22 protein-coding genes are annotated in these 21,913 nt (G+C 63.6%); 11 read left to right on the forward strand and 11 right to left on the reverse strand.

What is annotated here, in order from left to right; translation table 11 throughout:
* Positions 1 to 6 precede the first annotated feature (6 nt).
* From ACWPW1_RS04515 to yaaA, 3 genes are all read right to left on the reverse strand, one after another.
* The gene (locus ACWPW1_RS04515) at positions 7 to 870 is read right to left on the reverse strand and encodes a TIGR01459 family HAD-type hydrolase (RefSeq protein ID WP_313647394.1); all 864 of its coding nucleotides are present in this window, start codon (positions 868 to 870) and stop codon (positions 7 to 9) included.
* Positions 871 to 986: 116 nt separating this feature from the next.
* Positions 987 to 2,447 (reverse strand): mannose-1-phosphate guanylyltransferase/mannose-6-phosphate isomerase, encoded by a 1,461-nt coding sequence (locus tag ACWPW1_RS04520; RefSeq protein WP_313647395.1) that lies wholly within the window; start codon positions 2,445 to 2,447, stop codon positions 987 to 989.
* A 394-nt stretch (positions 2,448 to 2,841) separates the two neighbouring features.
* Complete coding sequence (yaaA, locus tag ACWPW1_RS04525) at positions 2,842 to 3,621, reverse strand: peroxide stress protein YaaA (protein WP_454252435.1); 780 nt, start codon at positions 3,619 to 3,621, stop codon at positions 2,842 to 2,844.
* Positions 3,622 to 3,975: 354 nt separating this feature from the next.
* Here yaaA and ACWPW1_RS04530 point away from each other — a divergent pair, with 354 nt between their 5' ends.
* The 4 genes from ACWPW1_RS04530 to moaE all read left to right on the forward strand — a co-directional run bounded on the left by ACWPW1_RS04530 (position 3,976) and on the right by moaE (position 6,636).
* Positions 3,976 to 5,367: a PhoH family protein gene (locus ACWPW1_RS04530; protein WP_059313638.1), complete on the forward strand. Its 1,392-nt coding sequence runs from the start codon at positions 3,976 to 3,978 to the stop codon at positions 5,365 to 5,367.
* An 86-nt stretch (positions 5,368 to 5,453) separates the two neighbouring features.
* Positions 5,454 to 5,930: a cyclic pyranopterin monophosphate synthase MoaC gene (gene moaC, locus ACWPW1_RS04535; protein ID WP_434775802.1), complete on the forward strand. Its 477-nt coding sequence runs from the start codon at positions 5,454 to 5,456 to the stop codon at positions 5,928 to 5,930.
* Entirely contained in the window at positions 5,927 to 6,178 is a 252-nt protein-coding gene (locus tag ACWPW1_RS04540) for a MoaD/ThiS family protein (RefSeq protein ID WP_271653936.1), read from the forward strand. The genes moaC and ACWPW1_RS04540 overlap by 4 nt, the downstream gene beginning before the upstream one ends.
* Before the next feature lie 2 nt (positions 6,179 to 6,180).
* Entirely contained in the window at positions 6,181 to 6,636 is a 456-nt protein-coding gene (gene moaE, locus ACWPW1_RS04545) for a molybdopterin synthase catalytic subunit MoaE (protein WP_454252436.1), read from the forward strand.
* Positions 6,637 to 6,779: 143 nt separating this feature from the next.
* Here moaE and rhlB read toward each other — a convergent pair whose 3' ends face one another.
* The 3 genes from rhlB to ACWPW1_RS04560 form a co-directional block, all read right to left on the reverse strand.
* Complete coding sequence (gene rhlB / locus ACWPW1_RS04550; RefSeq protein WP_454252437.1) at positions 6,780 to 8,258, reverse strand: ATP-dependent RNA helicase RhlB; 1,479 nt, start codon at positions 8,256 to 8,258, stop codon at positions 6,780 to 6,782.
* Positions 8,259 to 8,353: 95 nt separating this feature from the next.
* Positions 8,354 to 9,304, reverse strand: a complete 951-nt coding sequence (locus tag ACWPW1_RS04555) for a GGDEF domain-containing protein (protein ID WP_454252438.1) — start codon at positions 9,302 to 9,304, stop codon at positions 8,354 to 8,356.
* Between the two features lie 199 nt (positions 9,305 to 9,503).
* Positions 9,504 to 10,148, reverse strand: a complete 645-nt coding sequence (locus tag ACWPW1_RS04560) for an alpha/beta fold hydrolase (RefSeq protein ID WP_434776588.1) — start codon at positions 10,146 to 10,148, stop codon at positions 9,504 to 9,506.
* Positions 10,149 to 10,531: 383 nt separating this feature from the next.
* Here ACWPW1_RS04560 and ACWPW1_RS04565 point away from each other — a divergent pair, with 383 nt between their 5' ends.
* The 7 genes from ACWPW1_RS04565 to ACWPW1_RS04595 all read left to right on the forward strand — a co-directional run bounded on the left by ACWPW1_RS04565 (position 10,532) and on the right by ACWPW1_RS04595 (position 16,940).
* On the forward strand, positions 10,532 to 11,560 hold the full coding sequence (locus tag ACWPW1_RS04565; RefSeq protein WP_434775805.1) for a transporter substrate-binding domain-containing protein: 1,029 nt from the start codon (positions 10,532 to 10,534) through the stop codon (positions 11,558 to 11,560).
* A gap of 100 nt (positions 11,561 to 11,660) precedes the next feature.
* Positions 11,661 to 12,848: an ABC transporter permease subunit gene (locus ACWPW1_RS04570; RefSeq protein WP_434775806.1), complete on the forward strand. Its 1,188-nt coding sequence runs from the start codon at positions 11,661 to 11,663 to the stop codon at positions 12,846 to 12,848.
* A 9-nt stretch (positions 12,849 to 12,857) separates the two neighbouring features.
* Positions 12,858 to 13,958: an amino acid ABC transporter permease gene (locus tag ACWPW1_RS04575; protein WP_059313647.1), complete on the forward strand. Its 1,101-nt coding sequence runs from the start codon at positions 12,858 to 12,860 to the stop codon at positions 13,956 to 13,958.
* 10 nt (positions 13,959 to 13,968) lie between these two features.
* Positions 13,969 to 14,736 carry an ATP-binding cassette domain-containing protein gene (locus ACWPW1_RS04580; RefSeq protein WP_434775807.1) on the forward strand — a complete coding sequence of 256 codons (768 nt, stop codon included), beginning with the start codon at positions 13,969 to 13,971 and terminating at the stop codon, positions 14,734 to 14,736.
* Between the two features lie 265 nt (positions 14,737 to 15,001).
* Complete coding sequence (gene pcsA / locus ACWPW1_RS04585) at positions 15,002 to 15,694, forward strand: phosphatidylcholine synthase (protein WP_093254393.1); 693 nt, start codon at positions 15,002 to 15,004, stop codon at positions 15,692 to 15,694.
* 11 nt (positions 15,695 to 15,705) lie between these two features.
* On the forward strand, positions 15,706 to 16,017 hold the full coding sequence (locus tag ACWPW1_RS04590; RefSeq protein WP_059316820.1) for a GIY-YIG nuclease family protein: 312 nt from the start codon (positions 15,706 to 15,708) through the stop codon (positions 16,015 to 16,017).
* Entirely contained in the window at positions 16,005 to 16,940 is a 936-nt protein-coding gene (locus ACWPW1_RS04595; protein WP_454252439.1) for a glutathione S-transferase family protein, read from the forward strand. Before ACWPW1_RS04590 ends, ACWPW1_RS04595 begins: the two co-directional genes overlap by 13 nt.
* Positions 16,941 to 17,003: 63 nt before the next feature.
* On the opposite strand, the gene ACWPW1_RS04600 is transcribed toward ACWPW1_RS04595, so the two are convergent.
* The 5 genes from ACWPW1_RS04600 to ACWPW1_RS04620 form a co-directional block, all read right to left on the reverse strand.
* A complete protein-coding gene (locus ACWPW1_RS04600; RefSeq protein ID WP_059313650.1) occupies positions 17,004 to 17,624 on the reverse strand; it encodes a flavin reductase family protein in 621 nt (206 codons plus the stop codon).
* Between the two features lie 10 nt (positions 17,625 to 17,634).
* Complete coding sequence (locus tag ACWPW1_RS04605; protein ID WP_271653940.1) at positions 17,635 to 18,114, reverse strand: metallophosphoesterase family protein; 480 nt, start codon at positions 18,112 to 18,114, stop codon at positions 17,635 to 17,637.
* Between the two features lie 280 nt (positions 18,115 to 18,394).
* Positions 18,395 to 19,513, reverse strand: coding sequence for a 2Fe-2S iron-sulfur cluster-binding protein (locus tag ACWPW1_RS04610; protein WP_454252440.1), 1,119 nt, complete (start codon positions 19,511 to 19,513; stop codon positions 18,395 to 18,397).
* Between the two features lie 9 nt (positions 19,514 to 19,522).
* Positions 19,523 to 20,779 carry an SRPBCC family protein gene (locus ACWPW1_RS04615; protein WP_434775809.1) on the reverse strand — a complete coding sequence of 419 codons (1,257 nt, stop codon included), beginning with the start codon at positions 20,777 to 20,779 and terminating at the stop codon, positions 19,523 to 19,525.
* A 122-nt stretch (positions 20,780 to 20,901) separates the two neighbouring features.
* Complete coding sequence (locus ACWPW1_RS04620) at positions 20,902 to 21,825, reverse strand: LysR substrate-binding domain-containing protein (protein ID WP_059313654.1); 924 nt, start codon at positions 21,823 to 21,825, stop codon at positions 20,902 to 20,904.
* Between the last annotated feature and the right edge of the window lie 88 nt (positions 21,826 to 21,913).

The following is a 21,913-nucleotide window of genomic DNA, read 5'->3' on the forward strand; positions in this document are numbered from 1 at the left end:
AAAGGGTTAGGCCAGACCCGCCGCCGCGAAACGCGGTAGCGCGGGATGCTGGTCCAGCAGCGGCGCCAGGCCCTCGCGGGTGGGCTCCTGATTGAAGTCCAGCCCCAGGGCCTCGCGGTGGATGCCGGTGGCGGCCAACCAGAGACAATCGATCTCCGCGGCCACCGCACCCGGCACATCGGTCACCAGGGAGTCGCCGACGAACAGCAGGCGCTTGGCGCCACGCGTGGCCAGTTCCTCTGCAGCGCAGCGGAAGGCATAGGGATCGGGCTTGCCGTACCAGGTGACCTCGCCACCCAGGGCGGCGAAGCGATCGGCCAGCTTGCCGGCCGCATAGAAGGGTAGACCCCCGGATACCACGTTACGATCCGGGTTGGCGCAGAGAAAAGGCTTGTCCAGGGCAGTCGCCAAGGGCGCGAAGCGGGTCTCCAGCTCGTCTTCCGGAAAGCTGCCGACGCCGAGGATGATGGCTGCCTGGTCGATCTCCTCGACGAAGCGCTCGCGGATCTCTGCGGGCCAGCCCGCCTGGCCGGTTCCAGGGCCGGACAGGTAGATGCCGCCCTCGCGGAATTTCGCATCCTGCAGGAAGGCATCGATGGCCAACTGGCCCGAGGTGGTAATGCCGGCGAAGAGTTCGCGTGGCACGCCCAGCTTGCCCAGTTCCTCGACCATGCCGGCGGCGTCGCGGGAGGCGTTGCTGAGGAACCATACCGGCTTGCCCTCGGCCGCGCGGCGCTCCAGCCAGGCGCGGGCACCGGGAAAGGTCTCGTAGCCGTCGATCAGCACGCCCCAGAGGTCGAGAATGAAGCCGTCGTAGGCGGCCAGCGCCTCGTCCAGTTGATCGAGGCGGAGCAGGGTGGGAGAGGTCATGCAGCAGATCCGGTGGCGAGAAAGAGAAACGACAAGCCTAACCGGTTTGCCGAGCGATTGCCGAAAACGCAGACACCGGCCTTGGCCGGTGTCTGGGGATTGCCGTGAGGCGGGGCTTAGCGGGTGGACGCCTTGCCTGCCTTGGCGACTTCCAGGGCCTGGGTGTCGACGCGGCCGTAGATGTCTTCGAAGCGAACGATGTCGTCCTCGCCCAGGTAGCCACCGGACTGCACTTCGATCAGCTCCAGCGGTACCTTGCCGGGGTTGGCCAGGCGGTGCACGGAGGTCATCGGCAGGTAGGTGGACTGGTTTTCGGTCAGCAGGAAGACCTTGTCGTCACAGGTGACCTCGGCGGTACCGGACACCACGATCCAGTGCTCGGCACGGTGGTGGTGCATCTGCAGCGACAGCTGGGCGCCCGGCTTGACGGTGATGCGCTTGACCTGGAAACGCTGGCCCATGTCGATGGAGTCGTAGGAACCCCAGGGACGGAAGACTTCTTGGTGCGCCTTGACCTCGTTGCGGTTCTGCTTCTCGAGGGCGTTGACCAGCTTCTTGACGTCCTGGACCTTGTCCTTGTGGGCGATCATGACCGCGTCCTTGGTTTCCACCACGACCACGTTTTCCAGGCCGACCAGGGTCACCAGCTTGCCGTTGCCATGCACCAGGCAGTTGCGGCTGTCATGCAGGACGACGTCGCCCTTGATGACGTTGCCATTGCTGTCCTTGGCATGGACGTCCCACAGCGCGGACCAGGAACCGACATCGTTCCAGCCGGCGCTCATGGGCACCACGCAGGCGCGAGTGGTCTTTTCCATGACGGCGTAGTCGATGGAATTGTCCGGGCAGACGGCAAAGGTGGCGGCATCGATGCTGATGTTGATGCCGTCGATGCTGCTGCGCTCCAGCGCCAGCAGGCAGGTGTCATAGATGTCGGTGTCGTGCTTCTTCAGCTCTTCCAGGAAACGGCTGGCGCGGAACAGGAAGATGCCGCTGTTCCAGCAGTAGTCGCCGGAGGCCACGTATTCGGTGGCGGTGACGGCATCAGGCTTCTCGACGAAGCGCTCGACGTGGGCCACGCCCTGGGGCAGACCCTCGTTGGAGCCGGTCTTGATGTAGCCGTAGCCGGTCTCGGGCGCGGTGGCCGGGATACCGAACAGCACCATCTCGCCACGCTCGGCGGCGGCGGCGGCCTGCTGCAGGGCGGCCTTGAACTGGGCTTCGTCCTCGATCACGTGATCGGCGGGCAGCACCAGCATCAGGTCGTCCTTGCCGTCAGCGACCAGCTGCATGGCAGCGATGGCCACGGCTGGCGCGGTGTTGCGACCGAAGGGCTCCATGATCAGGGCCTGGGGCTTGCACTCGACGGCCTTGAGCTGCTCTTCCACCAGATAGCGGTGTTCAGCGTTGCAGACGATGATGGGGCAAGCGATGCTCCCCTCGCAGCCCAGGCGATTGATGGTCTCCTGGAACATGGTCTGTTCGCTGGTCAGAGCCAGGAACTGCTTGGGGTAAAGCTTGCGCGAGAGGGGCCAGAGTCGCGAGCCGCTACCACCGGACAGGATGACGGGAATCATGGGCGTTACTCCTTCAGCGTCTGCTGATTTTGTGGCCGCTGTCCCTGAGGTCGGGACGAAGCGTCCGTGCTTCGAAAGATCAACCGGCCGAATGGTCGGCCGGTACAAATTGAACGTGCGGACTGATTGCCATTGGCCATCATGGCCTAGGGCAAGGACCAGACAAAGACAGAATCAAACGAAAGTGGTTCTCAGCGAAGTTTCCTTTTTCCGGAAAGACAGCGGTTTTGAGATGTCCGGCAACTTTTCGTGCCTGGAACGCCACCGCCGCGCGGCTGAAACCTTTTTATTGGAGGGAGATGACAGTCTTTCATGGCCATACTTCCATGGTTGTGACTGTCTAGCCACTTTGATGCAAAGCGAGCCAGTTCTTCTGCCATCCGTCGATTATCTGCTATTCGAAAGGCGTATCTCTTAAGAATACCAGCTTGTCGGCTGTAGATCGCTCCGTCGAGTAGTGGTAGCCCTGATCGTCGAAATCCCGCAGGTCATCCACCAGGGTGATGCGTTGCTTGATCACATGCCGTGCCATCAGGCCCCGTGCCTTCTTGGCATAGAAGCTGATGATCTTGTAGTCGCCATTCTTAAGGTCGCGAAATTCCACATCGACGACCCGGGCCTGCAGGCGGGCGCGGCGCACCGCGCTGAAATACTCGTTCGAGGCCAGATTCAGCAGGACGTCATCGCCCTGGGCCGCGAGGTCCGCCTTGAGCCAGTCACTGATACGGTCGCCCCAGAAGGCATAGAGGTCCTTGCCGCGCGGATTGGCGAACTTGGTGCCCATCTCCAGGCGATAGGGCTGCATCAGATCCAGCGGACGCAACAGGCCATAGAGTCCGGACAGCATGCGCAGGTGGCGCTGGGCGAAGTCGAAGTCGTCTTCCTGAAAGTCTTCGGCGGCAAGGCCCGTATAGACGTCACCCTTGAACGCCAGCAGCGCCTGCTTGGCATTGTCCGGCGTGAAGTGCGGGCTCCAGCTGCCGAAGCGGGCGACGTTGAGGGTGGCGATCTTGTCGGACACGCCCATGAGCTGAGCGACCTCAGCCGGTGCGAGCGTCTTGAGCCCGTCGATCAGCTCGCGGGAGTGGTCCAGGTATTGCGGCAGGGTATGGCGGGACGTGCTCGGCGGTGTGCTGTAGTCCAGCGTCTTGGCAGGTGAAATCACCATCAGCATCGGCTTGGCTCCTCTTGGCGAGGCGCCATTCTAGAAGCCTCCGTCGCCGGGCTCCAGTGGGCCTTGCCCATGGGATCGATAGGTATTGACCACGGCCGCGGGGCGACGTTGCCTGGCCGGATGGCAAGATCGACGGGTCCGTGAAAAAAATCGGACGCGGCCAAAAAAAGCTTTTGTGCCCAAGGGCTTTTGCGTTATTACCGAAGTGTCCGTCGCATCTCCCGGGTCCCGTGCCCTTATGTTGGCCGGTCCGTGAACCCGTTGCTGGAGCGACGGCACCTTTCGCCGCGGAGCGTCTGCTGACGCTCCGTCGACTGGCTTGCGAGTCAAGCGTTTATGACGAGGTGACCGAGTATGGATGATCACGGACGTTCCCGCCCCACCCAGCCCACCCTCTATGTGCTCGACACCAACGTACTGATCCACGACCCCAACGCGCTGCTCAATTTCGAAGAGCATCACGTCGCCATTCCCATGACGGTCCTGGAGGAACTCGACAAGCTCAAGACCGGCAAACACAACGTTGCCGCCGAGTGCCGGCAGGCGATCCGCCTGATCGACAGTGTCCTCGCCGAATCCTCGCCCGAGGACGTCGAGCGGGGCGTACCCATTCCCCGCGGCAAGGGCGAGGCCAAGGGGCGACTGTCCATTCTCATGAGCCGCCGTGCCGGCCCCATGGCCTGCCTGCCCGACGACATCAACGACAACCGCATCATCAACCAGCTCGTCGAATTGCGTACCCAGCATCCCCAGGAGCGGGTGGTGCTGGTCACCAAGGACATCAATATGCGCCTCAAGGCGCGTGGCTGTGGCATCGCCGCGGAGGACTACCAGACCGACCAGCTGCTCGACGACGTCTCCCTGCTATCCCAGGGTTATCACAATCTACCCGGGTCCTTCTGGGACAACGTGAGCAAGGTGGAAAGTCGCCAGGAGCTGGGCCGGGTCTGGCACCGGGTGCAGCTGTCTGCCGAGTTGCCGCCGTTCAACGTCAACGACTTCGTGCTCGACGAGCAGGGTTTCGTTGGCTGGGTCAAGGCGGTACGCGACGGTGAGGTCATCCTGCTGGACATGCATCAGGAGCCGTTGATGCATCAGGAGGCCTGGGGCCTCAAGCCGCGGGACATCTATCAGGCATTGGCACTGTTCGCCCTGCTGGAGCCGGACATCCACCTGGTCAACCTGACCGGTGCCGCGGGTTCGGGCAAGACCATCCTGGCGTTGGCCGCGGCCATCGAACAGACCATGGTCACCAAGAGATACCGGCGGATCATCGCCACCCGCAGCGTCCAGGGCCTGGACGAGGACATCGGCTTTCTGCCCGGCACCGAGGCCGAGAAGATGGAGCCCTGGCTGGGTGCCATCACCGACAACCTCGAAGCCCTGCACATGGATGACCACAACCCCCACGGCAGCGTGGACTACATCCTCAGCAAGGTGCCGCTGCAATTCAAATCCCTGAACTACATCCGTGGTCGCAGCTTCCAGCAGAGCCTGATCCTCATCGACGAATGCCAGAACCTCACCCCGCACCAGATGAAGACCATCATCACGCGCGCCGGTAGCGGCTCCAAGGTGATCTGCCTGGGCAACCTGGCGCAGATCGATACGCCTTACCTCTCCGCCACCAGCTCGGGTCTCACCTACCTCTCCGAGCGCTTCAAGGGCTTCAACCACGGGGTGCACATCACTCTCCAGGGCGTGCCCCGGTCCATCCTCGCCGAATACGCCGAGGCTCATCTGTAAAGGCCATGATCCCCGCCTGCCCAGGGGCGGGGATCAAATCTCCCACGGCAGGTCTACAATGGCAGGTCCTTTTCAGGAGTCATGCCGTGCTGACCCATCTCGATTCCCAAGGCCGTGCCAACATGGTCGACGTCACCGACAAGCAGGTGACCTTCCGTGAAGCCACGGCCGAAGCCCGGGTGCGCATGCGTCCGGACACCCTCGAACTCATCCAGAGTGGCGGCCACCCCAAGGGCGATGTCTTTGCCGTGGCGCGCATCGCCGGTATCCAGGCGGCCAAGAAAACCGCCGATCTCATTCCGCTCTGCCATCCGCTGATGCTGACCAGCGTCAAGGTCCACCTGACCGCTGAAGCACCGGATGCGGTACGTATCGCTGCCACCTGCAAGCTGTCCGGCCAGACCGGGGTGGAAATGGAAGCCCTGACCGCAGCCAGCGTGGCGGCCCTGACCCTCTATGACATGTGCAAGGCGGTTGATCGCGGGATGATCATCGAGGCGGTGCGCCTGCTGGAAAAGAGCGGTGGCAAAAGCGGTCATTTCCGCGCCGAGGAGCAAGCATGATCCGCGTGCAATTCTTTGCCCGCTATCGCGAGGTCCTGGGCTGCGCCGAGGAAAATCTCGCCTGGGAGCCGGACTTGGCCACCGTGGGTGATCTGCGGGAGCATCTGGTCCAGCGTGGCGGGCTCTGGGCCGATACGCTGGGCGAGCGCGGGCTAATGTGCGCGCGCAATGAGGAGCTCTGTGGCCTGGCCGAGCCGTTGCACGACGGTGATGAGGTCGCCTTCTTTCCCACCGTGACCGGAGGTTGACCATGGCCATTCGTGTACAGGCTGCGGCTTTCGACCCCGGCCAGGAACTCAATGCCCTGCATGCCGCCAACACCGGCATTGGCGCCGTCGTGGGCTTCGTCGGCTATGTGCGGGACTTCAACGACGGTCGAGACGTGGGTGGGTTGTTCCTCGAACACTTTCCCGGCATGACCGAGAAGGCATTGGCGCGCATCGTGGAGGAGGCGGGTCAGCGCTGGCCGCTGCTCAACGTCGAAATTCTGCATCGTATCGGCCGGCTCGAGCCGGGCGAGCCCATCGTCTTCGTCGGCACCGCCAGCGCTCACCGTCAGGCTGCCTTCGAGGCCTGCAACTTCGTGATGGACTATCTCAAGACCCGCGCGCCTTTCTGGAAAAAGGAAGATACGGCCGAGGGTCCACGCTGGGTGGAAGGCCGCGCCAGCGATCAGGATGCCGCGGAGCGTTGGACGAAGGGATGACAGAGTAGGGTGGAAAACCGCACAGCGTTCTCCACGTGGTGAGCCGCCTGCCAGGTGGATAAGGCTGCGCCGTTATCCACCCTGCGGAGGTGCCGGCTGCCCTGGCGAGACCGGCAGGGCAGCCTTCGGCAGTGGCGCTGGTCTCAACGCTGCCGCGGGACCGGCTTGAGCAGCTCGGCCGGCGGCATCTCGCAGCCGATCTTGCGGCCTAGCAGGGCTTCGATGGGTGGCAGGGCGAAGGAGTCGTCTTCGCCGGCGAAGCTGATGGACGTGCCGGTGGCGCCAGCGCGGCCGGTACGGCCGATGCGGTGCACGTAGTCGTCCGGGTCTTCTGGCAGGGTGAAGTTGATCACGTGGCTGATGCCGTCGACGTGAATGCCGCGACCGGCCACGTCGGTCGCCACCAGCACGCGGATCTTGCCGGCGCGGAAGCCTTCGAGGGTCTTGATACGCTTGTGCTGAGGCACGTCGCCGGACATCTGGGCCGCGCTGATGCCATCCTTGGTCAGGCGCTCTTCGATGCGGCGTACCTCGTCGCGACGGTTGGCGAACACCATCACCCGCTCCCAGTTGTTCTGGGCGACCAGGTTGTAGAGCAGGCGGTACTTGTCGCTGGAGGACACGGCGTAGACGTGCTGCTCGACGGTGTCGCTGGCCACGTTTTCCGGTTCGATCTCGACAATGGCCGGATCGGTGGTCCACTGCCGTGCCAGGTTCATCACGTCATCGGTGAAGGTGGCGGAGAACAGCAGGGTCTGGCGTTCGCTCTTGGGCGGCGTCTGGCGGATGATCTGGCGGACCTGGGGGATGAAGCCCATGTCCAGCATGCGGTCAGCCTCGTCCAGCACCATCACCTCGACCATGTCCAGGTGCACCTCACCGCGTTGGTTGAAGTCCAGCAGACGGCCAGGGGTGGCGACCAGGATGTCGCAATAGCGTGCTTCGAGCTGCTTGAGCTGCTTGTCAAAGTCCATGCCGCCGACAAAGCTCATGACATTCAGGCCGGTGTACTTGGCCAGATCCAGGGCGTCGTTGGCGATCTGCACCACCAGCTCGCGGGTTGGCGCGATGATCAGTGCCCGCGGCTCACCCATGTACCTTTCCTTGGGCGGTGGGGTGGTCAGCAGCTGGGTGATCGTCGAGATCAGAAAGGCAGCGGTCTTGCCGGTGCCGGTCTGCGCACGGCCAATGGCGTCCTTGCCCTTGAGGGTAAAGCCCAGTACTTCCGCCTGGATCGGCGTGCAGTAGGGAAAGCCAAGGTCATGGATGCCGTGCATCAGGCGCGGATCCAGCTTGAAGTCGTGGAAGCGCGTCTTGCCTTCCTGCGGCTCGACCGCGAAGTCTTCCAGCTTCCAGGTGTCAACCGGCTTGGGCTTGCGCGGGCTGCGCTCACGACGCGGCTTGGCAGCCTTGTCCGCCTGAGGGCGGGGCTCCTGGGCGCGGGCTTCGTTCTGGTTCCGGGGTTTGCGTGGCGGCCGCTCGACCTGGGGCTCGAGTGCGGCCGGGGCGGGAGCGGAGGGAGCTGCGGGAGCGACGCTGGGGGTAGCTTGGGGCGCAGGAGAGGGGGTCGGCTGAGCGACCTCTTGATCCTTGCCCAGAAATTTTTTGAGTGCCTTGAGCACGGAGGGTCTCGATCATCGAAAGCGGAATGAGACCGCAGTGTAAAGCAACCGACGTGCCCGGCAACAACTACCTGCCGAACACGGGCGCAATCGGATCAGCCGCTGATCCGATTGCGCCCGGCATTCTTGGCCTGATAGAGCGACTTGTCCGCGCGCCCTACCAGCTCCTCCAGGGAGTCGGCCTTGCGCATCTGGGCCAGCCCGATCGACACCGTGACGCCCGGCAGCTTGCCGCAGGGCGAATAGAAGTCCTTGATCTCCGCCAGGCTCTGGCGCAGCCGTTCAGCGATGGCAATCGCCTCGTCGCGATCGATCTCTGGCAACAGGATGACGAATTCCTCGCCACCATAGCGCGCCATGCTGTCCTTGGGTCTCAGCTGGTCGCGCAAGGTGTTGGCGACCAGGCACAGGGCATAGTCGCCCGCCAGGTGGCCGTGGGTATCGTTGTAGCGCTTGAAGTGGTCCACATCGAGCATCAGCAGGCTCAGGGGCTGTCGATTGAAGGCACAGCGGGTGCTTTCGCGCTCGAACAGCTGCTCCAGGCGGCGACGATTGAAGAGGCCGGTGAGCGTATCGACGTTGGCATTGCGCTCGGTATCGACGATGAGCTGGTTGCCACGGCGCATCCGCTCGCAGAGGATGCCGAGCAGGTTGTGCATGGCCTTGGAGGAGCGCTCGATCAGTTCGAGTACCAGGTCGCGATGCAGGCAGAGCACCTGGGTATCGGCCTCGGCGATGACATGGGCGCTGGGCCGCTCGCTGTCCATGAAGCTGATCTCGCCAGAGCACTCGCCCGGGCCGAGCAGATAGATGGGGGGATTGTCCGGCGAGCCCAGGTGGACCCGCAGCCGACCTTCCAGAATAAGGTACATGTACTGGTTGGTCATGGCCGGTGACAGCAGGCATTCGCCTGTCACCAGGCTACGGGTGACCGAGCGGGCGATGAGCGCTTCCAGCAGAAAGTTCTCCACACCCTTGAACAGGCGGAGGTCTTTCAGAGACGCGACCGGAACTTCGGCCAGCCATACCGACAAGGGGGCAGCCATCAACACATCACCTCGGGGGCTGAAAGGAAAACTCGGACCATAGCTGCTCCATGCAAATCACGACCTTCAGGCACCCCCACTGGACCGGATGGGTACCGCAAAGTTCGTTCGCTTTTCCCTTCGTGAGCCTCTGTTTGCGACCTGATGACAGGAATTGTCGACCGGTTTCCAAAAACGTCACCGCACCGCCAGCATTCCTTTATTTTCCGCCCAGACGTGTCAGCAGCCAGGCCTGGATGTCCTGGATTTCCGCCGGAATGACTTCGTGGCGCATGGGATAGTCGCGCCAGAGCGCTTCAACGCCTGCGGCAGCCAGGGCGTCGTAGGCGGCGCGCCCCAAAGCTAGCGGTACGACGTCGTCCTGACTGCCGTGCAGGCACAGCGCCGGGGTGGTACCACCCCGGTTGGTCTGATCGTTTTCGAAGCTGGGGGCATAGGTCGATAGCGCCAGGACACCGCCGAGGGTGATGCAGGAGGTGTTGTAGGCGGTGTGCAGTACCACGGCACCGCCCTGGGAGAAGCCTGCGAGCACGATGCGTTCAGCTGCGATGCCCTGGGCCCGCTGGGCCTCGATCAAGGCATGCACGCTGGCAGCCGATTCTTCTAGCTGGGCGCGATCGATGGCCCGTGCCGGATTCATTGCCAAGATGTCGTACCAGGATGGCATGGCCCAGCCGCCGTTGATGGTGACGGGACGGGTAGGTGCCTGGGGCAGAATGAAACGGGTGGTGGTCAGGGTGCGCTGCAATAATTCAGCAACGGGTTCGAAGTCATGCTGGGTTGCGCCCAGGCCGTGCAACCAAATGACGCAGCTATCGGCGGTCCCGCTGGTCGATTCCAGCACAAGAGGTGAATTTTCCAAGGCTTTGCTCCAGTTTGGTGCCACTAAAAATGGGCGTGGTAACAGATGGTGCACAAAATGCATGTCGCATTTTCGTAATTTATTTAGCCGGTTTTTTGCTCAAGGTCTCGGGATTGCCGGGTTTGAGCCAAGTGCAGCGTTGTCGCCTTCACTGGTCCGCAAATTGCCTCAACTAGGTTGCGGCCAGGTAGTGCACTAACAGGTAACACTGACTCACTGCTTCGTCACGCCTTCCAGTGCGTCACCTTCATCCCTTGATGAAGGACGCCCAGGGATCGGGTGGGCGGGTTCCACGGCAATCAGGCGAGAGACATCGTGCTGCCGTGCGACTGGAACGTAACTCATAAACAAAGTGGAGCTTATCGATGAAGATGGTGAAGTCTACCCTGGCAATTCTGACCACCGCCGCCGCTTTTGGCCTGTCCGGCATGGCTCACGCAGGCGCTACCCTGGACGCGGTGAAGAACAAAGGTTTCGTGCAATGCGGCGTCAGCGATGGCCTGCCGGGCTTCTCCTTCACCGACTCCAAGGGTGACTACAAGGGTATCGACGTGGACGTCTGCCGGGCCGTCGCCGCGGCAGTCTTCGGCGACGCCACCAAGGTTCGCTTCACGCCCCTGACCGCCAAGGAGCGCTTCACCGCGCTGCAATCCGGCGAAATCGACGTGCTGTCGCGCAACACCACCTGGACCAGCTCCCGCGACGGCGGCATGGGCCTGATCTTCGCAGGCGTCACCTACTATGATGGCCAGGGCTTCCTGGTGAACAAGAAGCTGGGTGTGCAGAGCGCCAAGGAACTGGACGGCGCTACCGTGTGCATCCAGGCCGGTACCACCACCGAACTCAACCTGGCCGACTACTTCCGTTCCAACGGTATGAAGTTCACCCCCATCACCTACAGCACCTCGGACGAAAGCGCCAAGTCGCTGGAAGCGGGTCGTTGCGACGTCCTGACCTCCGACCAGTCGCAGCTGTACGCCCAGCGCAACAAACTGTCCAAGCCCGACGACTATGTTGTGCTGCCCGAAGTGATCTCCAAGGAGCCGCTGGCGCCGGCCGTGCGTCGTGGCGATGAAGACTGGCTGACCGTGGTCAAGTGGTCGCTGTTCGCCATGGTCAACGCCGAAGAGCTGGGTCTGACCTCCGCCAACGTCGAAGCCCAGGCCAAGGACTCCAAGAACCCTGACGTGCGTCGTCTGCTGGGTGCCGATGGCGAATTCGGCAAGGACCTGAAGCTGCCGAAAGACTGGGCGGTGAAGATCGTCAAGCAGGTCGGCAACTACGGCGAAGTTTTCGAGCGTAACGTCGGCATGGGTAGCGATCTGAAGATCAAGCGCGGCCTCAACGCCCTGTGGAATGCAGGCGGTCTGCAGTACGCCCCGCCGGTCCGTTGATCTCGGCGCCTTAGTCGCCGACCACCTTCCGGATGTGCAGATTCTCGCCCTGCAGCGCTTCCCGCGCTGTGGGGCGAGAATTTAATGAGGCTTCTAGTAGATGCAAAACGTTAGCAAACCGTCCTCGCCGGTCCGTGGGTCTCTGCTCACCGATCCGCAGGCGCGCTCCTGGCTGTTCCAGATCGTGGCCGTGGTCGCCGTCGTGGCCTTCGGCTGGTTCCTGTTCAGCAACACGCAGGCCAACCTTGCCAACCGGGGTATCACCTCCGGCTTCGGCTTCCTGAACAATACCGCCGGCTTCGGCATTCCCCAGCACCTGATTCCCTACAGCGAAGGCGATACCTACGGGCGGGTCTTCCTGGTCGGTCTGCTCAACACCCTGCTGGTGTCGGTCATCGGCATCTTCCTGGCGACCGTCATCGGTTTCACCGTGGGTGTGGCCCGGCTGTCGAACAACTGGCTGCTGCGCAAGGTCGCCACGGTCTACATCGAGACCTTCCGCAACATTCCACCGCTGCTGCTGATCTTCTTCTTCTATTTCGCCGTGCTCGCGCCCCTGCCGGGTCCGCGCCAGAGTCTGAGCCTGGGCGACGCCTTCTTCGTCAACAACCGTGGCCTGTACATGCCCGCGCCGAGCGCCGATGCTGGGTTCCTGCCCGGCTTGATCGCGCTGCTCATCGCCATCGTCGCCAGCGTGGTGCTGGTACGCTGGGCTCGCAAGCAGCGGCATGCCACGGGCCAGCGCTTCCCGGTGCTGTGGGTCGTACTAGCGCTGTTGATCGGGATCCCGCTGCTGGCGGCCCTGGTCTTCGGCAGGCCGTTGCACTGGGAAGTGCCGGAGCTACAGGGCTTCAACCTGCGCGGCGGCTGGGTGATCATCCCCGAGCTGGTCTCCCTGGCGCTGGCCCTGTCGGTCTACACCGCGGCCTTCATCGGCGAGACGGTGCGCGGCGGTATCCAGGCGGTCAGCCACGGTCAGACCGAGGCGGCCAGTTCCCTGGGGCTGCGTCCGGGCCTGACCCTGCGGCTGGTGATCATTCCCCAGGCCTTGCGGGTGATCATTCCGCCGTTGACCAACCAGTATCTGAACCTGATGAAGAACTCGTCGCTGGGTGCTGCCGTCGGCTATCCGGAGATGGTGGCGCTGTTCGCCGGCACCGTCCTGAACCAGACCGGTCAAGCCATCGAAACCATGGCCATCACCATGAGCGTCTACCTAGCCATCAGCATCAGCATCAGCATCCTGATGAACTGGTACAACAAGCGCATCGCGCTGATCGAGCGTTAAGGAGCGCGTATGAGTAACCAGACCCATACCTTCAAACCGGACCTGCCGCCGCCGCCCTCCAGCGTCGGTGCCTGGGCCTGGATTCGTGGCAACCTGTTTTCCAGCGTCGGCAATACCCTCCTGACGCTGTTCGGTCTCTACCTCGTCTGGCTGATCGTGCCGCCGGTGGTGAACTGGGCCTTCATCAATGCCACCTGGAGTGGCAGCACCCGTGCCGATTGCGTGCCAGGCGGCGCCTGCTGGGTGTTCATCAAGGAGCGCTTCGGGCAGTTCATGTACGGCTTCTACCCCAGCGATCAGCGCTGGCGCGTGGATCTGACCGTGGTGATCGCCGTGATCGGGGCGATTCCGCTGTTCCTCGACAGCTTCAAGCACAAGGCCCGTTACGGTCTGTCCTTGCTGGTGATCTATCCGCTGGTGGCCTTCTGGCTGCTGTATGGCGGCTTCGGTCTGCGCGTGGTGCCCTCCAGCGAGTGGGGCGGCCTGATGCTGACCGTGGTGATCGCCGCGGTGGGCATCGTCGGCGCCTTGCCGTTGGGCATCCTGCTGGCCCTGGGGCGCCGCTCCAAGCTGCCGGCGATCAAGGTCATCTGCGTGACCATGATCGAGTTCTGGCGGGGGATCCCGCTGATCACGGTGCTGTTCCTGTCGTCGGTGATGCTGCCGCTGTTCCTGCCCGATGGCATGAACCTGGACAAGCTGTTGCGCGCCATCGTCATGGTGATCATCTTCGAGGCGGCCTACATCGCCGAGGTGGTACGGGGCGGCATGCAGGCCATTCCCAAGGGCCAGTACGAAGCCGCTGCGGCCATGGGGCTGGGCTACTGGCGGACCACCGGCCTGGTGATCCTGCCCCAGGCGCTCAAGCTGGTGATCCCCGGCATCGTCAACACCTTCATCGCGCTGTTCAAGGATTCGAGCCTGGTGGTCATCATCGGCCTGTTCGACCTGCTCAACAGCATCAAGCGTGCTACTTCCGACCCGGCGTGGCCTGGTCTATCCACCGAAGGCTATGTGTTCGCCGCGCTGGTCTTCTGGGTTTTCTGTTTTGCCATGTCCAGCTATTCCGCCCGTCTGGAGCGCAAGCTGAACACCGGCCACAAGCGTTAGGAGTCAACAGATGAACGTAAGCAACAAGCAGCCGGTCGACAGCAGCAAGGTCATGATCCAGCTCAAGGACGTGAACAAGTGGTACGGCCAGTTCCACGTGCTCAAGGACATCAACCTGACCGTCAGCCAGGGTGAGCGTATCGTGCTGTGCGGGCCTTCCGGCTCCGGCAAGTCCACCACCATCCGCTGCATCAATCGCCTGGAAGAACACCAGAAGGGTCAGATCATCGTCGACGGCACCGAGCTGACCAACGATCTCAAGCAGATCGAGACCATTCGCAGCGAAGTCGGCATGGTGTTCCAGCATTTCAACCTCTTTCCGCACCTGACCGTGCTGCAGAACTGCACCCTGGCGCCCATGTGGGTGCGCAAGCTGCCGAAGAAGCAGGCCGAAGAGATCGCCATGCATTACCTGCAGCGGGTGCGCATTCCCGAGCAGGCCAACAAGTTTCCGGGTCAGCTGTCCGGTGGCCAGCAGCAGCGCGTGGCCATCGCCCGGGCGCTGTGTATGCAGCCGCGCATCATGCTGTTCGATGAGCCGACCTCGGCGCTTGACCCGGAGATGGTGAAGGAGGTGCTGGACACCATGATCGGCCTGGCCCAGGATGGCATGACCATGCTGTGCGTGACCCACGAGATGGGCTTCGCCCGCACCGTGGCCAACCGGGTGATCTTCATGGACAAGGGCGAAATCGTCGAACAGGCCGCACCGGACCAGTTCTTCGACAATCCGCAGAACGAGCGTACGCGCCTGTTCCTCGGGCAGATCCTGCACTGAGACGCGACCGGGGTGGACACCCATCCGCCCCGGTCTACCTGCGAACCCAATCACGGGCGTTCGGCGGGAAGGCGGGCAAAGGACTTCAAGGCGCGGTATCCTCGATGTTTGGCGCCCGGTTTCCGGGGTCGGCGGTCAAGGTCCGCCTTGCCGTTCACCGGCTTCATTGTCGATTCCGTACCGCATCGCGAGAACGTGCGGTGCAACGGGCAGTCGAAGCCGTCATCATAGAGAGACGCCCGTGAACTCCATTTCCCATCCGCTCATGCTGACAAAAGCCAAGGCCTGGGGCGCCCATGCGGTGACCTCCAGTGGTGTGATCCTCGCGCTTCTGGCGCTGCTCGCTCTGGTCGACGGTCAACCCAAGGGTTGCCTGATGTGGCTCGGCATCGCGCTGCTCGTCGATGGTCTCGACGGCACCCTGGCCCGCAAGTTCGAGGTCAAGCGGGTCCTGCCCCATTTCGATGGTTCCGCGCTAGACCTGGTGGTCGATTACCTGACCTATGTCTTCATTCCAGCGATCTTCATCTATCGCTTCGTACCCTTGCCGCCGCACTTCGAGCTGGTGGCGGTGGGCATCATCCTATTGTCGTCACTGTTCTGTTTCTGCAATGTGAACATGAAGAGCGCCGACAACTATTTCATCGGCTTTCCTGCGGCCTGGAACGTGGTGGCGCTGTATTTCTACGTGCTGGACCTGGCGCCCTGGTTCAGCATGGCGGTGGTGCTGGTACTGGCCGCCCTGACCCTGACCCGGGTCAAGTTCCTGCACCCCTTCCGCGTCCGTCAGCTGATGGCGGTGAACATCACCATCACTTCCATCTGGCTGCTCAGCAGCGCCATGATGGTGTTCCTGCACCCCGACAAGCCGCTGTGGCTGATGGTGCTCTGGTTCGCCAGCGGCATCTACTTCGTTGGCGTGTGCGTCTGGCGTACCGCCCGGGAGTGGTTCGCCTGACGGTGAGCGACATCCCCCAGCCACCCGCGCGCACCTGGTATGTCTACCTGGTGCGCGCCGAGAACCAGGCGCTCTATTGCGGCATCAGCGATGATCCCGAGCGCCGCTTCGCCCAGCACCGCAGTGGCCGTGGTGCCCGCTTCTTCGCTTCCAGCCCGGCCCAGGCGCTGGTCTATGTCGAAGCCTGCGCCGACAAGTCGGCCGCCTTGCGCCGCGAGATCCAGATCAAGAAGCTACCCAAACGAGCCAAGGAATCCCTGGTACTGGCCCTGTCCGGCCCACGGCCCACGGCTGATTCAGGAGTGCTGTCATGTCCGAGCTGATTCTGCATCACTACTGGCAATCGCCCTTCGCCGAGAAGGCGCGCCTGCTGTTGGGCTTCAAGGGTCTCGCCTGGCGTTCGGTGATCATTCCGCGGATGCTGCCCAAGCCCGAGCTGGTGGCGCTCACCGGTGGCTATCGCAAGACGCCGGTGCTGCAGGTGGGTGCGGACGTCTATTGCGACACGGCGCTGATCGCTCGCCGCCTGGAGGCGGAAAAAGCCGTACCAGCGCTGTTTCCGGAAGGCCAGGAGGCGGTCGTGGCCGCCTTTGCCGGCTGGGCGGACTCGGTGTTGTTCCAGCACGCCGTGGCGTTGATGTTCCAGCCGGAGATCATGGGGCCGCGCCTGGCCAGTCTGCCGCCGGAGCAGGCCCAGGCCTTTCTGGATGACCGCAAGGCGCTGTTCAGCGGTGGCAGCCTGAGCCGGCTGACGCCCGAGCAGGCCCGGCAGCAGTTGCCGACCCTGTTGTCGCGGCTGGAGACGCAGCTGCAGCGCAGCCAGGGTGAATTCCTCTTCGGCGCGCCCTCGGTGGCCGACATCGCCCTGGCCCACAACTTCTGGTTCCTCAAGAGCACGCCGCAACTGGCGCCCCTGGTCGACGAACGACCCGAGATCGCCGCCTGGTTCGCGCGGGTGCTGGGTTTCGGCCACGGTACCCACGAAGAGCTCCAGGCCGAGGAGGCGCTGGTCATCGCGCAGACGGCCGAGCCTGAGGCGCTACCTCGTGATCAGGCCATTCCGGTGGAAGGCTTTGCCTGGGGTGAGCGGGTCAGCGTGGCCGCGACCGACTACGGGGTGGACCCGGTGGTGGGCGAGTTGGTCCATGCCGATAACGAAGCCCTGGTGCTCTTGCGCCACGATGAGCGACTGGGTGCGATCCAGGTGCATTTCCCTCGGCTCAATTTCCGTGTCAGTGCAGGCTAAGCCATTTCGCTGGAAGGCAAAACGGCGCCCAAGGGCGCCGTTTTGCCTTCCAGCGCCGGTCGATCAGTCGGGGCGACGCATGCGGAACAGCGCCGATTCGGTGATCTCGAAGTAGTCGGCCGGGCCACCGCCACGGACGATGGGACGAGCCGCGGCAGTCTGGTAGATACCGTCCTTGAGCAGGCGCTGGTCGATATGGGCGGCGACCACCTCGCCAAGCACCAGCCACTGGTCCAGCTCGTCGCCGGCGGCGGTCTTGAGGCGCACGATCTGGCTCAACTTGCATTCGAAAGCCACCTGGGCACGGGCGACCCGCGGCACCTTGACGATCGTCGAGGGGGCAGGCTCCAGGCCGGCCAGGGCGAATTCGTCCACCTCCGGACCTACCATGGCGCTGCTGGCGTTCATCTCCTCGGCCAGCTCGCGGGTCGCCAGGTTCCAGACGAATTCACCGGTGCGCTCGATGTTGGCCACGCTGTCCTTGTAGCCCTGGCTGGAAAAGCCGATCAGCGGCGGCTTGTAGTTGAAGGCGTTGAAGAAACTGTAGGGCGCCAGGTTCAGCACGCCGCTTTCGCTATGGGAGGAAATCCAGCCGATGGGACGCGGCGCGATGATGGCGTTGAAGGGATCATGGGGCAGGCCATGGCCCTGACTGGGTTCGTAGGAGTGGTAGGAGATGCTCATCGGGGTTCCTTCAGGGGGTGAGTTCCAGGATCTCGGCCTGGATCTGGCCGGCGTCCAAGGTCAGGCGGCCGACGCTGATCGGCAATCGAAAACGGCGCGGACCGGCGCTTCCCGGGTTGACGTAGAGTACGCCGTCGCGCTCTTCGATCAGCGGCTTGTGCGAGTGGCCGCTGACCACCACCCGCACCGCGGCACCGGCGGTCTGCAGGTCCAGTTCCGGCAGAATATGCAGCATATGGATGCCGATGTCGGCCAGGGTCAGGGTGACGCGCTCGGGGATGTCGTCGGCCCAGGGTACGTCGTCGTTGTTGCCCCGGACCACGGCCAGGGGGGCCAGCTCGCGCAGCGCATCGAGAATCTCGGGCTTGCCGATGTCGCCGGCATGCAGGATGAAATCGCTGCCGGCCAGGGCCTCCAGTGCCTGGGGGCGCATCAGGCCATGGGTGTCGGCGATCAGGCCGACGCGATAGGGGCGAGGCGCAGTGGGCATGTGGTCACTCATGGGGCTCAGGATCTCTCAAGGCCTCTGGCTGGATCGCTGTCGATCACAGGCCTGGCCGTTTACGTTGAGAGGTGTCCAGGCGCGCAGGAGTTCTACGCAGAAGCCAAACGCTGGAAGCAATCGTCAGTTCAGCACCCAGCGCGCCTGGCAGGCAACTGCGCTGGGTGCCGATAGCGGGCGGTCATATGGTGGTCGGATACCGGGATGACGCCTGGCTCGTGCTGCTGAAGGGCACCGATGCAGGCGCATTGGCGATGCCTGGCGACCGCTATAGGTCGAGCACCAGATCGGAGGTGGGTTTGCTGCAGCACAGCAGTCGAAACCCGCGATCTATCTCGCGCTGGCGAATGCCGCCGGCATGCTGCATCTCCACCTGGCCGTCGAGCAGGGCCGTCTTGCAGGTACCACAGAGACCCTGGCCGCAGGAGGAGGGCACGATGGCGCCGGCGCGTTTGGCGGCGGTGAGCACGGTCTGGTCGCCCAGCATGCTGAAGACCTTGCCCGAGCGGGCCAAGGTGATGGTGAACAGGGCGTCACTGGCCGTGGTGGGTACTGTCTCGACGAAAGCCGTCGGGCTGCCGATGGTGAAGCTTTCCTGATGATAGTGGGAGAGGTCGAATCCCCCTTCGCGCAGGGTCCGCTGGACGGCGCCCATATAGCCCTGGGGGCCGCAGGTGAAGACCTCGCGTTCGCGAAAGTCCGGTACCAGTCGTTCCAGTAGGGCGAGATCCAGGCGGCCGACCGGACCCTGCCAGTCCGCTTCGGCGCCGGACGCCTCACAGATGGCGAACACCTTGAGATGACGTTGCGCGGCCTGCAAATGAGCCAGTTCGTCGCGGAAGATGATGTCCTGCGGGGTGCGGGCACTGTGGACGAAGGCGATATCAGGATCGCTCCCCAGGTCGAAGGCGGCGCGGGTCATGGCCATCAGTGGCGTGACACCCGAGCCAGCGGACAGATAGAGCAGCTTGCGCTGGGGATGCCCTACCGGGGTGAAGATGCCTGCCGGGCCCGTGGCCAGCAGGCGACTGCCGACCTCCAGGTGATCGTGCAGCCAGTTCGACACCAGGCCACCCGGCACGCGCTTGACGGTGATGGCGAAGCTGAAGGGACGGGTCGGCGTCGAGGACAGCGTGTAGCAGCGTGACAGGCTCTGGCCATCGATGGTGAGCGACAGGGTGATGAACTGGCCAGGCTCGAAGGCTAACGCGACGAAGTCAGGGCAACGGAAGACAAAGGTCCTGACATCGGCGGTCTCGATCCGAATGGCGCAGCATTCGAGGGTCTTCCGTTCGGCACTGCTCCAGGATGCACCAAATGCCGACCAGGTCTGGGCCTCGTTGAAGCGGCTGTCTTGCGTGGGGGCATAGGCAGTGAGCGCGGTCATGGTCATTCCTCACACCCCGTGGGCCGCAAGGCGGGCGGCGTACCAGCGGGTGAATTGCTCGACGTAGGTCTCGGTGAAGGCGGAGAGAGGTCCGGGCACATAGGCGGGATCCTGGGTGCCGCGATGGGTGATGGCGACGAGTCCGGCGTCCTGCAGGTTGGTCGCCTGCCAGACCTCGGTCAGGGTCTGGAGGTCGTAGTCGACGCCCTCCACGGCATCGGCATGGACCAGCCACTTGGTCCTGACCAGGGTCTGGTCCGGTCCGAGCGGGATGATGTAGGACACCACGGCGTGATCGCTCATGACGTGGGTCCAGGAATTGTGGGTCCAGAAATGCACATCGCCCAGGTCGCGGCGCGTCAGGTCGCCCAGCAAGCGGGTGCAGGCCACCTGGGTGGTCAGCGTCTGGGATTCGCCATGGTTGGCGATGACCAGGCGCTGCGAGCGGAACTGGGTGATGCTGTCCTCTTCCAGGTGTTCGACGGCGGCACAGAGGTGGCCTTGGTCTTCCCAGTTCTGACGGGCCTGGGCGTTCTTCGCCTGATAGTCCGCCAGGGCCTGGAGCGATTCCGGACTCATGCCGTCGGTACAGACGCCGAAGTCTTCCGGCAGGAAGGAGGCGTTCAGCTCGGGGTGACCGGCGGCGCAGTGATAGCACTCGCGGTTGTTCTCGATCACCAGCTTCCAGTTGCCGTTCTCGATGATCTCGCTCTCGTAGGCGATCTTGCTGTACTGCAGGGCATAGGGGGCGAAGCGTGGCGCCATCTCGGTGGCGAGGGCGTCGATGTCCTGGGGCGACTCGTCGCTCAGGCAGACCAGGATATGGGCACCCACCACCCGTACGGCCACCGGTATGAGACTGCGACAGCTGGCGTCGAAGTCCTTGCCCATGTGCGCGGCATGCTTCAGTTGGCCGTCGAGGTCGTAGGTCCATTGGTGATAGGGGCAGACCAGCATGCCCACGGTGGATTTGCCCGCTTCCTTGAGCCGCGCGCCGCGATGCCTGCAGACGTTACGAAACGCCCGGATGTTCTCGTCGTCGTCGCGTACCAGGATGATCGAGGCCTTGCCGATGTCCAGGGTGGAGACGTCCCCCGGCTCGGGAATGTCCGCGGTGACACCGACCACGATCCAGTGCCGGGTGTAGAAGACCTCGAGGTCGGTCGCGAAGACATCCGGTCGGCCATACAGCTCACCAGGAAGACCATGGCCCGGCTGGCGCTGGGCGAGCAGGTCGCGATGGCTCTTGGCGGGGGCGTTATCCATGGGGCACCTCAAGGGAGACGTTGGCCGGGGTGTGTGGCCGCAGTATCGAAGTGCCCCCGAAAGGGGTCAACGCGCTTTATTGTTAAGCTGGCATGAGCCAGGGTTATGCCAGGAACCCTGGCCTAGAGCGGCCTGCAGACGGCTGGCTCTTCTCGGAGCCAGGCAATCAGCGGATCGCCCGCTACCGATTTGCGACCATGGGGTGTCACCAGGTAATAGGCGTCGCGTGGCTTGACGATGAAGTCCGTCACCCTGATCAGTTGGCCGTCGGCCAGCAGGGGGGCGACCAGGCGATTCCAGCCCAGGGCGATCCCCAGGCCCTGGGTAGCCGCCCGGATGGTATCGGCATAGTGGGTGCAGCGCAGGCCGATGCGCAGCCGCGGTGGGGTATGGTCCAGGGCGCGGAACCAGGTGCTCCAGGTCATCCAGCCTTCCAGTGTTGCATCCGAGTCGATGAGCGGGCTCTGGTAGAGGTCCGCGATGGAGCGCGGCGCGGCATGGCTCGCCAGCCATTCGGGTGCGCAGACCGGAAAGACCTCTTCGTCGAACAGCAGGGTAGCCGTCCCGTCATCCCAGCTGCCGTTGCCGTAGCGGATGGCCAGGTCGGCCTCGCGATGCAGCGGTGGGACCAGCCGCAACTGGAGATCGGGCAGCAGTGCCTGCAAGGCCGGCAGACGGGGCATGATCCGCAGATGGGAGAAGGCGCTGGTGCAGGCCAGGACGATCTCGTGCTCGGCCTGGCCGTCGAGGATCTTGTCGAAGGTCGCCGCGATGCGCTGCAGCGAATCGCCCATGACCAGAAACAGCGCGCTGCCCTCGGGGGTGAGCTGGATGGCCCTGTGCAGGCGGTGGAACAGGCGGGTATCCAGCAATTCCTCGAGAAAGCGGATCTGCTTGCTCACGGCGGCCTGGGTTACACCGAGTTCCTGGGCGGCGACGGTGAAGCTGCCGAGGCGAGCGGCGGCCTCGAACACCAGCAGGGCGTTCATGGACGGAATGAGCCGGCGATAGCCCTTGGAACGTCGCATGGATTCGGAGCGCTGCATGGGAGCCAGCCTGAGCAGAGGGCGAGCGGTCGCCAGGGTCATGTCTTCAGCCCCGGATTCACACGGTCATGACCGTCTAGAAGCCAGG

Source organism: Pseudomonas sp. Marseille-Q7302, from assembly GCF_965111925.1.

Excerpts from the sequence above, each read along its gene's own strand:
- ACWPW1_RS04530 (WP_059313638.1), top strand. The coding sequence starts at position 3,976 with ATGGATGATCACGGACGTTCCCGCCCCACCCAGCCCACCCTCTATGTG.
- yaaA (WP_454252435.1), bottom strand. The coding sequence starts at position 3,621 with ATGCTGATGGTGATTTCACCTGCCAAGACGCTGGACTACAGCACACCG.
- moaE (WP_454252436.1), top strand. The coding sequence starts at position 6,181 with ATGGCCATTCGTGTACAGGCTGCGGCTTTCGACCCCGGCCAGGAACTC.
- ACWPW1_RS04620 (WP_059313654.1), bottom strand. The coding sequence starts at position 21,825 with ATGCAGCGCTCCGAATCCATGCGACGTTCCAAGGGCTATCGCCGGCTC.
- ACWPW1_RS04555 (WP_454252438.1), bottom strand. The coding sequence starts at position 9,304 with ATGGCTGCCCCCTTGTCGGTATGGCTGGCCGAAGTTCCGGTCGCGTCT.
- ACWPW1_RS04570 (WP_434775806.1), top strand. The coding sequence starts at position 11,661 with ATGCAAAACGTTAGCAAACCGTCCTCGCCGGTCCGTGGGTCTCTGCTC.
- ACWPW1_RS04520 (WP_313647395.1), bottom strand. The coding sequence starts at position 2,447 with ATGATTCCCGTCATCCTGTCCGGTGGTAGCGGCTCGCGACTCTGGCCC.
- ACWPW1_RS04580 (WP_434775807.1), top strand. The coding sequence starts at position 13,969 with ATGAACGTAAGCAACAAGCAGCCGGTCGACAGCAGCAAGGTCATGATC.
- ACWPW1_RS04540 (WP_271653936.1), top strand. The coding sequence starts at position 5,927 with ATGATCCGCGTGCAATTCTTTGCCCGCTATCGCGAGGTCCTGGGCTGC.
- ACWPW1_RS04615 (WP_434775809.1), bottom strand. The coding sequence starts at position 20,779 with ATGGATAACGCCCCCGCCAAGAGCCATCGCGACCTGCTCGCCCAGCGC.
- ACWPW1_RS04515 (WP_313647394.1), bottom strand. The coding sequence starts at position 870 with ATGACCTCTCCCACCCTGCTCCGCCTCGATCAACTGGACGAGGCGCTG.
- ACWPW1_RS04565 (WP_434775805.1), top strand. The coding sequence starts at position 10,532 with ATGAAGATGGTGAAGTCTACCCTGGCAATTCTGACCACCGCCGCCGCT.
- ACWPW1_RS04600 (WP_059313650.1), bottom strand. The coding sequence starts at position 17,624 with ATGAGCATCTCCTACCACTCCTACGAACCCAGTCAGGGCCATGGCCTG.
- ACWPW1_RS04595 (WP_454252439.1), top strand. The coding sequence starts at position 16,005 with ATGTCCGAGCTGATTCTGCATCACTACTGGCAATCGCCCTTCGCCGAG.
- pcsA (WP_093254393.1), top strand. The coding sequence starts at position 15,002 with ATGCTGACAAAAGCCAAGGCCTGGGGCGCCCATGCGGTGACCTCCAGT.
- ACWPW1_RS04575 (WP_059313647.1), top strand. The coding sequence starts at position 12,858 with ATGAGTAACCAGACCCATACCTTCAAACCGGACCTGCCGCCGCCGCCC.
- ACWPW1_RS04610 (WP_454252440.1), bottom strand. The coding sequence starts at position 19,513 with ATGACCGCGCTCACTGCCTATGCCCCCACGCAAGACAGCCGCTTCAAC.
- ACWPW1_RS04605 (WP_271653940.1), bottom strand. The coding sequence starts at position 18,114 with ATGCCCACTGCGCCTCGCCCCTATCGCGTCGGCCTGATCGCCGACACC.